This window comes from Kitasatospora sp. NPDC101155, from assembly GCF_044768305.1.
Lineage (GTDB): Bacteria > Actinomycetota > Actinomycetes > Streptomycetales > Streptomycetaceae > Kitasatospora.
The window spans coordinates 1-12,157 of sequence record NZ_JBIWPN010000034.1; the positions used below are offsets into that span (position 1 = coordinate 1).

General features: G+C 72.4%; 9 protein-coding genes. 7 read left to right on the forward strand and 2 right to left on the reverse strand.

Features of this window, described 5'->3' with window-relative positions; genetic code table 11:
- Positions 1-165 precede the first annotated feature (165 nt).
- Both ACIRYZ_RS33960 and ACIRYZ_RS33965 read right to left on the reverse strand, forming a co-directional pair.
- Positions 166-1,935, reverse strand: coding sequence for a penicillin-binding transpeptidase domain-containing protein (locus tag ACIRYZ_RS33960; protein ID WP_402951874.1), 1,770 nt, complete (start codon positions 1,933-1,935; stop codon positions 166-168).
- Positions 1,936-2,129: 194 nt separating this feature from the next.
- Positions 2,130-3,917 carry a dolichyl-phosphate-mannose--protein mannosyltransferase gene (locus tag ACIRYZ_RS33965; protein ID WP_402951876.1) on the reverse strand — a complete coding sequence of 596 codons (1,788 nt, stop codon included), beginning with the start codon at positions 3,915-3,917 and terminating at the stop codon, positions 2,130-2,132.
- A 96-nt stretch (positions 3,918-4,013) separates the two neighbouring features.
- On the opposite strand from ACIRYZ_RS33965, the gene rsmI reads away from it, so the two are divergent.
- The 7 genes from rsmI to ACIRYZ_RS34000 all read left to right on the forward strand — a co-directional run bounded on the left by rsmI (position 4,014) and on the right by ACIRYZ_RS34000 (position 12,157).
- Positions 4,014-4,883: a 16S rRNA (cytidine(1402)-2'-O)-methyltransferase gene (gene rsmI / locus ACIRYZ_RS33970; RefSeq protein ID WP_380611886.1), complete on the forward strand. Its 870-nt coding sequence runs from the start codon at positions 4,014-4,016 to the stop codon at positions 4,881-4,883.
- A 312-nt stretch (positions 4,884-5,195) separates the two neighbouring features.
- Positions 5,196-5,621, forward strand: a complete 426-nt coding sequence (locus ACIRYZ_RS33975; protein WP_402951878.1) for a hypothetical protein — start codon at positions 5,196-5,198, stop codon at positions 5,619-5,621.
- A 157-nt stretch (positions 5,622-5,778) separates the two neighbouring features.
- Positions 5,779-7,398, forward strand: a complete 1,620-nt coding sequence (metG, locus tag ACIRYZ_RS33980) for a methionine--tRNA ligase (protein WP_402951880.1) — start codon at positions 5,779-5,781, stop codon at positions 7,396-7,398.
- On the forward strand, positions 7,398-8,276 hold the full coding sequence (locus ACIRYZ_RS33985) for a TatD family hydrolase (RefSeq protein ID WP_402951882.1): 879 nt from the start codon (positions 7,398-7,400) through the stop codon (positions 8,274-8,276). The genes metG and ACIRYZ_RS33985 overlap by 1 nt, the downstream gene beginning before the upstream one ends.
- 96 nt (positions 8,277-8,372) lie before the next feature.
- Entirely contained in the window at positions 8,373-9,281 is a 909-nt protein-coding gene (gene rsmA / locus ACIRYZ_RS33990) for a 16S rRNA (adenine(1518)-N(6)/adenine(1519)-N(6))-dimethyltransferase RsmA (protein ID WP_402951884.1), read from the forward strand.
- Complete coding sequence (locus ACIRYZ_RS33995; protein WP_402951885.1) at positions 9,278-10,198, forward strand: 4-(cytidine 5'-diphospho)-2-C-methyl-D-erythritol kinase; 921 nt, start codon at positions 9,278-9,280, stop codon at positions 10,196-10,198. Before rsmA ends, ACIRYZ_RS33995 begins: the two co-directional genes overlap by 4 nt.
- 144 nt (positions 10,199-10,342) lie before the next feature.
- On the forward strand, positions 10,343-12,157 hold the full coding sequence (locus ACIRYZ_RS34000; protein WP_402951886.1) for an ABC-F family ATP-binding cassette domain-containing protein: 1,815 nt from the start codon (positions 10,343-10,345) through the stop codon (positions 12,155-12,157).

Here is a 12,157-nt window from a genome sequence, read left to right on the forward strand (position 1 = left end):
CCGGTGCCGACGGTCGGCGGGCACTGCGCCACCTCCTTCGTCGGCGGCTTGGCCCTTCTCCCTTTCGACACCGGCGCGCCCCTTCGGCTCGGGGCGGGCTCACGGGATCAGCAGACCGCAGGCCCCCGTCCGAGGTCGGACGGAGGCCTGCGAGCGCTCACGGGATCAGTGGCTGCCCGCCGCCTTGAGCAGCGAGGCGACCGCCGGGCCGGCCGCGTCGACGCCGTGGCCGCCGCCCTGGACCTCGGCGGCGACCGCGAGGTTGCCGCGGAAGGCGGTGAACCAGCTGTTGGTGGTGGTCGCGCCCTGGACCTCGGCGGAGCCGGTCTTGGCGCCCGCGTTGTCGGTGATCCCGGCCATCACGTCCTTGGCCGTGCCGCCGACAGCGGTGGCGTTCATCATCGCGCGCAGCTTGGCGGCGACGTCCGGCGAGATCTGGCGGGCCGCGGGCTGCTGCGGCAGACCGGCGACCAGGATGGGCTGCTTGAAGGCGCCGCTCTGGACGGTCGCGGTGATCGAGGCGATGGCCAGCGGGTTCATCTGGACCTTGCCCTGGCCGATGTAGTTCATGGCCTGCTCGTCCTTGCTGCCCGGGGTCGCCGGGATCTTGCCGTCGGCGTTCGGCAGGCCGGTCTTCCACTCCAGGCCGATGCCGTACACGTCCTTGGCCGTGCTGGAGAGCGTCTCGGGCTTGAGGCTGGTCAGGCCCTGGTTGATGAAGGCCGTGTTGCAGGACACCATGAAGTCCTGCTGGAGGGTGTTGTTCGGGAAGGCGCCCGGGAAGTCGTTCGGGATCGCCACCGGGTTGCTGCTCTTCTCCGGGCAGGCCACCACGGTGTCCGGGTTGACCCCGGCCTCCAGCAGGGCCGTCGAGGTGACGATCTTCATCGTCGAACCGGGTGCGAGCAGGCCGGCGAAGGCCCGGTTCTGGCCGGTGGCCGGCGCGTTGGCGAAGGCCAGCACCTGGCCGGTGCTCGGCTCGATCGCGACGATGGAGCCGGACTTGCCGCCCAGGTCGGTCATCGCCTTCTCGGCGGCGGCCTGGACGGTGTTGTCGAGGGTCACCTTGAACGGCTTGCCGGGCTTCGGCTCGACGATGGTGAACAGCTTGTCCGGGGTGGTCTTGCCGGACGGGTCGGTGATCACCACCGCGCTGCCCGCGTCCTGGTCCTTGTTCGGGTCCGGCGGCAGCAGCTTGCGGGCGTTGTCCTGCAGGGTGCTCATCAGCGCCGGGGTGAGCGAGGCGCCCTGCAGCGGCTTGCCGTTGCGGTCCACCACGGTGGACGGCGGGGAGAAGACCTGCTGGGTGGCGATCGTCTCGTTGCCGGACAGGTGCGGGTGGATCACCGAGGGCGCCCAGTGCACGGCCGGGGTGTTGTCGCTCATCTTCACGACGCCGAGGAAGCCGTTGTAGTCCCACACCCGGCTGGTGCCCTCGAACTCGGCGCGGGCCTTGAAGCCCGTCAGCACGCCGGTGGGCCCGGGGGTGGCGGTGGCGGACGGCGAGTCGGTGGCGCCCGGGGTGCCGGTGGCGGACGGGGTCGCCGAGGCCGCGCCGGTGGGCTTGGCCGGGGTGGGGGTGCCGGTGGCCGAGGCGAAGGCCTGCGGGGTGGCCGGACCGGCCGGGGTCAGGGTCAGCGCGCTCGGCTTCACCTGGTCCTTGAAGGCGGTCAGCGCCGTGGTGGCCGCGGCCGGGTCGTCCGTCAGCGAGGCCGCCTTGGCGATGTCGCCGGACGCCCAGGCGGCCAGGAAGTCCTTCGCGCCGCTCGCCGCCTGATCGGCCGAGGGGGGATCGGCCACCACCGTGCGGGGCTTCTTGGCGTCCGAGGACCCGGAGTCCGAGCCGCCCATCAGGCTGTACGCGCCGTAGCCGCCGCCCGCGAGGACGACGATGGACACGCCGGTGATGATGCCGATCTTCGCGCCACTGCGCATGGTGCAGGTCCCCCAGGGGTCTCGCGGCCGGGCGCAACCGGCCGGGGCCGGAAACGCGGTACCTCCCCACCCTAGGCAGGGCTTATCGGTACGCCGACGAAACGCCCGGGACTTGTGACGGATCTGGTACGTGTCGTGCACCGCGTACGGACGATTCGGGGGTGCGGTGTGGACGCCCGGATCGGGCCGCGGCCTCAGATCCAGCTGTTGAACCACATCCGGGCACGCCAGTCGTCCAACGGGATCGTCTGCCCGGTGAACAGCGGGAAGAAGTAGAGGAAGTTCCAGACGATCAGCAGCACCAGCAGGCCGGCCGTCGTCGAGCCGATGATCCGGCGGTCCCGGGAGGCGCCGGCCGGCCCGATCAGGGCGCCGACCAGCATCGTCACCGCGAGCACCAGGAACGGGACGAAGACCACCGCGTAGAAGAGGAAGATCGTCCGCTGCTGGTAGAAGAACCACGGCAGGTAGCCGGCCGCCAGGCCGCACAGCAGCGCGCCGGCCCGCCAGTCCCGCCGGAACGCCCAGCGCCACAGGCAGTAGACCAGCGCCACCACGGCCGTCCACCACAGCAGCGGGGTGCCGATGCCCAGCACCTCGCGGGCGCAGTCGGCGGCGGTGCAGCCGTTCTGGCCGAACTTCGGGGACTCGTAGTAGAAGGAGACCGGGCGGCCCAGCACCAGCCAGGACCACGGGTTGGACTGGTAGGTGTGCGGGTCGCTCAGGTGGGTGTGGAACTCGTAGACCGTCGAGTGGTAGTGCCACAGGGCGCGCAGGCCCTCGGGTATCCACGGGTAGTCGGTGGAGCGGCCGACCGCCCAGTCCCGGCCCCAGCCGCCCTGGCCGGGCGCGTTGCTGCTGGCGAACCAGCCCCACCAGGAGGCGATGTAGACGGCCAGCGAGACCACGACGATCGACACGAAGGCCGGCACCACGTCCCGGGCGAGCACCGCCAGGTAGGGGCGCGGGGCGCCGGCCAGCCGACGGGCGCCGACGTCCCACAGCACGGTCATCACGCCGAAGGCCGCCGCCACGTACAGGCCGCTCCACTTGGTGGCGCAGGTCAGGCCGACGCAGACGCCGGCCGCGATCCGGTACGGGCGCCAGCCCAGGTTGAGCCGCTGGGCCAGCTGCGGGTTCGCCACCCCGCCGAGGCGGGCCGCCAGTCGGGCCCGGGTGCGGTCGCGGTCCAGCAGCAGGAAGCCGAAGGCGGCGACGATCCAGAACATCACCACCAGGTCGAGCAGCGCCGCGCGGCTGAGCACCAGGTGCAGGCCGTCCACCGAGAGCAGCAGGCCGGCCACACAGCCCAGCAGGGTCGAGCGGAACATCCGGCGGGCGATCCGGGCCAGCATCAGCACCGACAGGGTGCCGAGCAGGGCCACCGCGAACCGCCAGCCGAAGGGGTTCATGCCGAACAGCTGCTCGCCCGCGCCGATGATCCACTTGCCGACCGGCGGGTGCACCACGTACGAGGGCGTCGGGCGGTACGGGACGGCCGCGCCCGGCGTCATGATCGTCGTGTTGGCGTCCTCCGGCCAGCTGATCTCGTAGCCGCCGTGCCAGAGCGCGTAGGCGTCCTTGGCGTAGTACGTCTCGTCGAAGATGATCGCGTGCGGCTGGCCGAGGTTGGTGAACCGCAGCAGCCCGGCGAACACCGCCACGGCGATCGGGCCCAGCCAGCCGGACCAGCGGCACAGGAAGTACCAGAGGCCCTGCGGCAGCGAGATCCCCAGCCGCAGCAGCAGCGGCGACTGCGGAACGTCGCGGCCGGTCACCCCGGGGCCGTCCGGCATCGGCGGGACCAGGCGCTCGGTGAGCGTCGCGGTCGGGCGGGCGCGGTAGCCGTGGCGGGCCAGGCGCTCCCGCCAGCTCAGGGGTGACAGAGGTGAGCGGGGGGACGGCAGGCCGGCACCGCCCTGCGCGGAGTGGTCCGTACCAGTGGGCGTCTGCGCCGCCGTGTCGCCGTTCATCCGCCACATCGTAGGGGCGCTCCTCGCACGTGTGACCGGTCCCTCGGAAGCTGCCCGAATCGTCACCAAACGCTCCGGCCGCTCGGAACTGCAAGGATGGGACCCGTGACAGGAGTACTCGTTCTCGCAGGCACCCCCATCGGCGACGTCTCGGACGCCCCGCCCCGGCTGCTCACCGAGCTGGCCACGGCCGACGTCATCGCGGCCGAGGACACCCGGCGGCTGCGCCGGCTCACCCAGGCGCTCGGGGTGACCCCGGCCGGGCGGGTCGTCTCCTACTTCGAGGGCAACGAGGTCGCCCGCACTCCCGAGCTGGTCGAGGCGCTGCTCGGCGGCGCCCGGGTGCTGCTGGTCACCGACGCCGGGATGCCCTCCGTCTCCGACCCCGGCTACCGGCTGGTCGCGGCGGCCGTCGAGGCCGACGTGAAGGTCACCGCGGTGCCCGGGCCGTCCGCCGTGCTCACCGCGCTCGCGCTGTCGGGCCTGCCGGTCGACCGCTTCACCTTCGAGGGCTTCCTGCCGCGCAAGACCGGCGACCGGGCCCGGCAGCTGGCCTCGGTCGCTGCCGAGCCGCGCACCATGGTCTTCTTCGAGGCGCCGCACCGGATCGCCGAGGCGCTGGCCGCGATGGCCGAGGCGTTCGGGCCCGAGCGGCCGGCCGCAGTGTGCCGCGAGCTCACCAAGACCTACGAGGAGGTCAAGCGCGGGCCGATCGGCGAGCTGGCGGCCTGGGCGGCCGAGGGCGTCAAGGGCGAGATCACCGTCGTGGTCGCGGGCGCGCCGCCGGCCGCACCGCAGGAGCTGACCCCGGCCGAGCTGGCCCGGCTGGTGGCCGTCCGGGAGGAGGCCGGGGAGCGGCGCAAGGAGGCCATCGCGGCGGTCGCGGTCGAACTCTCCGTGCCCAAGCGGGACGTCTTCGACGCTGTTGTGGCGGCCAAGAAGGACGGCTTGAACGAGGCTTTGAAAAAGGGGTGAATTCCGGGGGTTGCGTGGCGGGCGGGGAGTCGTACCTTGGAGTGAAGGCCCCGGTAAACGCCCGCTGAGCTGAAGCTTCGGCCGTGGTTTCCCGGTTGCGGAAGGCCTTTCGTATAGGACTTCCCAACCCGCATCCAAGTCTTCACAAGAAGGGCGTCGGCCGGGGCGGTCCGGGCATTTCCTGGAATGGAAAGACCCAGCCGGGCGAGCGCCCGGCGGGCGCTGGGAGACGGCTATGAGCGAGCGCAGCGAGCGGCCGGACAAGAGGGGCGCGTTTCGCGAAGAGACCGCCGAGCGAAGCGAGGTGGGCGCATGAGCGAGATCGTCGGTAGCCCCCGCAGTGGCAACGCACTGAGCGCACCCGGCCTGGCCGGGCGGCCGCACACTCCCGTCGAGACCGTACGGGAGGCCTACTCCTTCGCCTGCCTGCGCTGCGGGTACGGCTGGGAGCAGGCGTACGACATCGAGCACCACGTGGCCCGGGACGGCCACACCGTGTTCGAGTACCACGCCAACGGTGTCCGGGTACCGTCCCCGCTGCTCAAGCCGACCTGCCCGGGATGCGGTGGACACACCGTCCGGATCATGCGCGAGGGCCGGGTGGCCGTCGCCGACCAGCCCTGGCAGTACGCTCCCGGCTACCCGGCGCACGCCGAGCCGGCCGGGGCGCCCCCGGTGCCCGGGCCCGAGAAGCCGCGCGGACGCTGGGCCCGGTTCTGGTCGCGGCTGTTGGGCTAGGGCCGGAGCGCGGGCACGGGGAGCGCGACCGGGGCCGCCCGCCGCGAGCAGTGCGGCGGGCGGCCCCTCCGGGTGCGCGGGGTGACCGGGCGGTCCGGTCGGGTGCGCGGGTAATGCGGTCGAGGCGGGCGTTCGGGCCCGACTAAGCTTTCCGACCATGGCGGCCACTGCAGAACACAGCACCACCGGGACGAGCGCCCCGGCGTACTACGTCTCCACCCCGATCTACTACGTCAACGACCGACCCCACCTGGGCCACGCGTACACCACGGTGGCGGGCGACGTCCTCACCCGCTGGCATCGCCAGCGCGGCGAGAAGGTGTGGTACCTGACCGGCACCGACGAGCACGGTCAGAAGATCATGCGGACCGCCGAGGCCAACGGCGTCAGCCCGCAGGAGTGGTGCGACAAGCTGGTCGAGGAGGCCTGGAAGCCGCTCTGGGCGCACCTGGAGATCGCCAACGACGACTTCATCCGCACCACCGAGGAGCGGCACACCGCCCGGGTGCAGGAGTTCGTCCAGGACCTGTACGACAAGGGCGAAATCTACAAGGGCGGCTACTCCGGCCCGTACTGCGTCGGCTGCGAGGAGTTCAAGCTCCCGTCGGAGCTGCTGGACGGCGCCACCGAGGACGAGAAGCTCTGCTCCGTGCACAAGCGGCCGGTCGAGTGGCTGGAGGAGGAGAACTACTTCTTCCGCCTCTCCGCGTACGGCCCGAAGCTGCTGGAGTTCTACGCCGCCAACCCGGGCTTCATCCAGCCCGCCTCGGCCCGCAACGAGGTGCTGCGCTTCGTCGAGCAGGACCTGAAGGACCTCTCGATCTCCCGCTCCACCTTCAACTGGGGCGTGCCGCTGCCCTGGGACGAGAAGCACGTCCTCTACGTGTGGGTGGACGCGCTGCAGAACTACATCACCGCGGCCGGCTACGGCAGCGACCCGGAGCGCTTCGCCGAGCTGTGGCCCGCCTCCGTCCACCTGGTCGGCAAGGACATCCTCCGCTTCCACGCGGTCATCTGGCCCGCCATGCTGATGGCCGCCGGCCTGCCGCTGCCCAAGCGGGTCGTCGCCAACGGCTGGCTGATGGTCGGCGGCGAGAAGATGTCCAAGTCCAACCTGACCGGCATCGCGCCCACCGACCTCACCTCGCACTTCGGCGTGGACGCGTACCGCTACTACTTCCTGCGGGCGATCCCGTTCGGCACCGACGGCTCGTTCTCCTGGGAGGACTTCACCGCCCGGTACACCTCCGAGCTGGCCAACGACTTCGGCAACCTGGCCTCCCGGGTCGCCGCGATGGTCGGCAAGTACTTCGGCGGGGAGCTGCCGGCCTCGGCCGCGCACGGTGACGCCGAGCAGGCGATCGCGGACGGGCTCCGCACGGCCGTCGAGACGGCCGACCAGAAGATCGGCGAGGAGCTGGACTTCGCCGGCGGCCTCGCGGCGATCTTCGAGTTCGTCAAGCAGGTCAACGGCTACCTCACCGAGCAGGAGCCCTGGAAGGTCGCCAAGGACGAGTCGGCGGAGGGGCAGGCCCGCCTGGCCACCATCCTCTACACCGCCGCCGAGGCGCTGCGCGGCACCGCCGTCCTGCTCAACCCGGTGATGCCGTCCACCGCCGAGAAGCTGTGGGACTCGCTGGGCGCCACCGAGGGCCTGGGCGCGCTCGCCGCGCAGACCGTCGCCACCGCCGGTGACTGGGGCCGGCTGCCCGCCGGTGCCACCGTCACCAAGGGCGAGATCCTGTTCCCGCGACTGGAAGAGAAGCCGGCCTCCTGATGCCCGCCAAGGACGACGACCGGTCGACCCCGCCGCCGCTGCCGGAACCCCTGGCCGTGGCGGTGGCCGACTCGCACACCCACCTCGACATGCAGGCCGGCACCCCGGCCGAGGGGCTGGCCCGGGCCGCCTCGGTCGGGGTCACCACGGTGGTCCAGGTGGGCTGCGACGTGCCCGGCTCGCGCTGGGCCGCCGAGCTGGCGGCCCAGTACGAGCAGGTGCACGCGGCCGTCGCCCTGCACCCCAACGAGGCGCCGCGGATCTTCCTCGGCGACCCGGACGGCTGGTCCGGGCAGCAGCGCCCCGCGGGCGGCCAGGCGGCGCTGGACGAGGCGCTCGCCGAGATAGACGCCCTGGCGGCGCTGCCGCAGGTGCTCGCCGTGGGCGAGACCGGCCTGGACTACTTCCGCACCGGGCCGGAGGGCGTGGAGATCCAGAAGGAGTCGTTCCGCCGCCACATCGAGATGGCCAAGCGGCACGGCAAGGCCCTGGTCATCCACGACCGGGACGCCCACGAGGACGTCATCGCCGTCCTGCTGGCCGAGGGCGCTCCCGAACGGACGATCTTCCACTGCTACTCCGGCGACGCCGAGATGGCCAAGGTCTGCGCCGAGCACGGCTGGTACCTCTCCTTCGCCGGCCCCGTCACCTTCAAGGCCAACCAGCCGCTGCGCGACGCCCTGCTCGCCACCCCGCTGGACCGGGTCCTGGTCGAGACCGACGCCCCCTTCCTCACCCCGCACCCGTACCGGGGGCGGCCGAACGCCCCGTACCTGATCCCGGTCACGGTGCGGTCGATGGCCGCCACCCTGGGGCTGCACGAGGACGAGCTGTCGGCGGCGATCGCGGAGAACACCGCGCGGGCCTTCGGGTACTGAGCGGGTCGAAGAACCGACGTGCCGCTCGGGTCCTCCGGATCGACCTCGCCGAGGTCGTCGAACTCCGAGCCCCTCACGCGCCCGTATCCTTGGCGCGTGAGCACCACCGATCCCACCTCTGACAGCCACCTGCTGGGCGCCGCCGACATCCGGGCGCTGGCGGCCGCGTTCGGCGTGAAGCCGACCAAGCAGCGCGGGCAGAACTTCGTCATCGACGGCAACACCGTGCGGCGGATCGTCCGGGCCGCCGACGTGACGGAGCAGGACGCGGTGGTGGAGGTCGGGCCGGGGCTCGGATCGCTGACCCTGGCGCTGCTGGAGGTCGCGCGGCACGTCACGGCGGTCGAGATCGACCCGGTGCTCGCGCAGCACCTGCCGGACACCGTCGCCGCCCGGATGCCCGGCCGGGTGGACTCCTTCGACCTGGTGTTCAGCGACGCCATGGAGGTCACCGAGCTGCCCGGGCCGGCGCCCACCGCGCTGGTCGCCAACCTGCCGTACAACGTCGCCGTGCCCGTCCTGCTGCACATGCTGGCGACCTTCCCCAGCATCGAGCGGACCCTGGTGATGGTGCAGAGCGAGGTCGCCGACCGGCTCGCCGCCAAGCCCGGCAACAAGGTCTACGGCGTCCCGTCGGTCAAGGCCAACTGGTACGCCGACGTGAAGCGGGCCGGCGCCATCGGGCGCAACGTGTTCTGGCCCGCCCCCAACGTCGACTCCGGCCTCGTCTCGCTGATCCGCCGCGAGCCGCCCAGGACCAGCGCCAGCCGCGAGGAGGTGTTCGCGGTGGTCGACGCCGCGTTCGCCCAGCGGCGCAAGACCCTGCGCGCCGCGCTGGCCGGCTGGGCCGGCTCCGCCGCCGGGGCCGAGCAGGCGCTCGCGGCCGCCGGGATCGACCACAAGCTGCGCGGCGAGATGCTGACGGTGGAACAGTTCGCCGCGATCGCCGAGCACAAGCCCGCCAAGTCCGCCGAGACTGTCGAGACCGCTGAGGACAGCGTGTGATCACCGTACGGGTGCCGGCCAAGGTCAACGTCCAGCTCGGGGTCGGCGGACTGCGCGCCGACGGCTTCCACGACCTGGCCAACGTCTTCTTCGCCGTCGCGCTCGGCGACGAGGTCACCGCCTCCGAGTCGTCCGAGGGCGTCACGCTGTCCTGCTCCGGGCCGGACGCCGCGTCCGTCCCGCTGGACGACAGCAACCTCGCCGCCCGCGCCGCCCGGCTGCTCGCCGCCCACCACGGGATCGCCGACCCCGGAGTGCACCTGCACATCGCCAAGGCCATCCCGGTCGCCGGCGGCATGGCCGGCGGGAGCGCCGACTGCGCCGCCGCGCTGGTCGCCTGCGACGCGCTGTGGAAGCTGGACACCCCCGTCGAGACGCTGCTGGAACTGGCCGCCGAACTGGGCTCCGACGTGCCCTTCGCCCTGGTCGGCGGCGTCGCGCTGGGCCGCGGCCGGGGCGAGATCCTGGAACCGCTCGCCGTCTCCGGCACCTTCCACTGGGTCTTCGCGGTCGCCGACGGCGGCCTGTCCACCCCCGCCGTCTTCCGCGAGTGCGACCGGCTGCGCGAGGAGGCCGGCACCGGCTCCAGCGACACCGACGTCCCCACCCCCGACGCCGACCCGGCCCTGCTCACCGCCCTCGCCGAAGGCGACGCCGTCGCCCTGGCCGCCGCGCTCGCCAACGACCTCCAGCCCGCCGCGCTCTCGCTGCGCCCCGCGCTGGCCGCCACCCTGCGGGCCGGCACCGAGGCCGGCGCGCTCGGCGCCCTGGTCTCCGGCTCCGGGCCGACCTGCGCCTTCCTGGTCAAGGACGCCGACGCGGCCACCGCCGTCGCCGAGGCGCTGCGGGCCTCCGGCACCTGCCGGACCGCGCACGCCACGTACGGACCGGTGCCCGGGGCCTCGGTGGCGCCGTAGCGCCGTAGTCGCTGCGGCCTCGGCCCGTCAGTGGGGTGTCGGCCCGCCCATTAGGCTGGAGTGATCGGGGAGTCCCCGTGAGGGGTGCCCCCGCCGCTGACGGCGGGCCGCCCCGCGACCGCCGAACCCAGGAGCGCAGCACACGTGGCCGTCAACCTCGCCACCATCGAGTCCGTCACGAAGGTCTACGGCACCCGCGCCCTGCTGGACGCGGTGAGCCTGGGCGTGAGCGAGGGCGACCGGATCGGCGTCGTCGGCCGCAACGGCGACGGCAAGACCACCCTGATCCGGATGCTCGCCAAGCTGGAGGAACCCGACGGCGGCCGGATCACCTGGAACGGCGGCCTCGAACCGGCCGTCCTCACCCAGCACGACTCGCTCGACCCGAAGGCCACCATCCGGCACGAGGTCATCGCCGACCGCGCCGACCACGAGTGGCTCGGCGACGCCCGCATCCGCGACATCATCGAGGGCCTCTTCGGCGGCCTCGACCTGCCCGGCTTCGCCGACGGCCTGGACACCGTCATCGGCCCGCTCTCCGGTGGCGAGCGCCGCCGGATCGCACTCGCCAAGCTGCTGCTCGGCTCGCCCGAGCTGATCATCCTGGACGAGCCCACCAACCACCTCGACGTCGAGGGCATCAACTGGCTCGCCCAGCACCTGCAGAAGCGCCGCTCCGCGCTGGTCTGCGTCACCCACGACCGCTGGTTCCTCGACCAGGTCTGCACCCGGATGTGGGACGTCCAGCACGGCGAGGTGCACGAGTACGAGGGCGGCTACTCCGACTACGTCTTCGCCCGCGCCGAGCGCTCCCGGATCGAGGCCGTCGAGGAGCAGAAGCGCCAGAACCTGGCCCGCAAGGAGCTCGCCTGGCTGCGCCGCGGCGCCCCCGCCCGCACCTCCAAGCCGCGCTACCGGATCGAGGCGGCCAACGCCCTGATCGCGGACGTGCCGGAGCCGCGGGACAAGAGCGAGCTGATGAATTTCGCCAACGCCCGGCTCGGGAAGACGGTCTTCGACCTGGAGAACGTCACCGTGACGGCCGGCCCCAAGCTGCTGCTGGAGAACCTCACCTGGCAGCTCGGCCCCGGCGACCGGATCGGCCTGCTCGGCGTCAACGGCGCCGGCAAGACCTCGCTGCTGCGCGCCATGCGCGACGCGTACGCCTCCGAGGGCGACGTGCAGCCGACCTCCGGTGTGGTCAAGGTCGGCAAGACCGTGCGACTGGCCTACCTCTCCCAGGAGGTCGCCGAGCTGGAGCCGGAGACCCGGGTGCTGCAGGCCGTCGAGCAGATCCGCTCCCGGGTCGACCTCGGCAAGGGCCGGGAGATGAGCGCCGGGCAGCTGTGCGAGCAGTTCGGCTTCGGCAAGGACAAGCAGTGGACGCCGGTCGGCGACCTGTCCGGCGGCGAGCGGCGTCGGCTGCAGCTGCTGCGGCTGCTGATGGACGAGCCCAACGTGCTGTTCCTGGACGAGCCGACCAACGACCTGGACATCGAGACGCTCAACCAGCTGGAGGACCTGCTCGACGGCTGGCCCGGCTCGATGGTCGTCATCAGCCACGACCGCTTCTTCATCGAGCGCACCACGGACGTCGTGTACGCGCTGCTCGGCGACAAGAAGATGCGGATGCTGCCGGGGGGCGTCGACGAGTACCTGGAGCGGCGGGCCCGGATGGCGGCTGTTGCGGCCGCTGCCGCTCCCGCTGCGCTGGCCGTTGAGGCCGCCGCCGCTGCCGGGCTGTCCGGCGGGGACCTGCGGGCGGCGAAGAAGGAGATGCAGAAGCTGGAGCGGCAGATCGCCAAGCTGGACGAGAAGGAGTCCAAGCTGCACGCCCAACTCGCCGAGCACGCCGCCGACTTCTCCAAGGTCGCGGAGCTGGACGGACAGCTGCGCGCCGTCCGGGAGGAGAAGGAGGAGCTGGAGATGAGCTGGCTGGAGCTGGCCGAGCAGGTCTGA

Bases quoted from the DNA above. Each gene is read 5' to 3' on its own strand.
- ACIRYZ_RS33960 (WP_402951874.1), bottom strand. From the start codon at position 1,935: ATGCGCAGTGGCGCGAAGATCGGCATCATCACCGGCGTGTCCATCGTC.
- ACIRYZ_RS33965 (WP_402951876.1), bottom strand. From the start codon at position 3,917: ATGTGGCGGATGAACGGCGACACGGCGGCGCAGACGCCCACTGGTACG.
- ACIRYZ_RS33975 (WP_402951878.1), top strand. From the start codon at position 5,196: ATGAGCGAGATCGTCGGTAGCCCCCGCAGTGGCAACGCACTGAGCGCA.
- metG (WP_402951880.1), top strand. From the start codon at position 5,779: ATGGCGGCCACTGCAGAACACAGCACCACCGGGACGAGCGCCCCGGCG.
- ACIRYZ_RS33985 (WP_402951882.1), top strand. From the start codon at position 7,398: ATGCCCGCCAAGGACGACGACCGGTCGACCCCGCCGCCGCTGCCGGAA.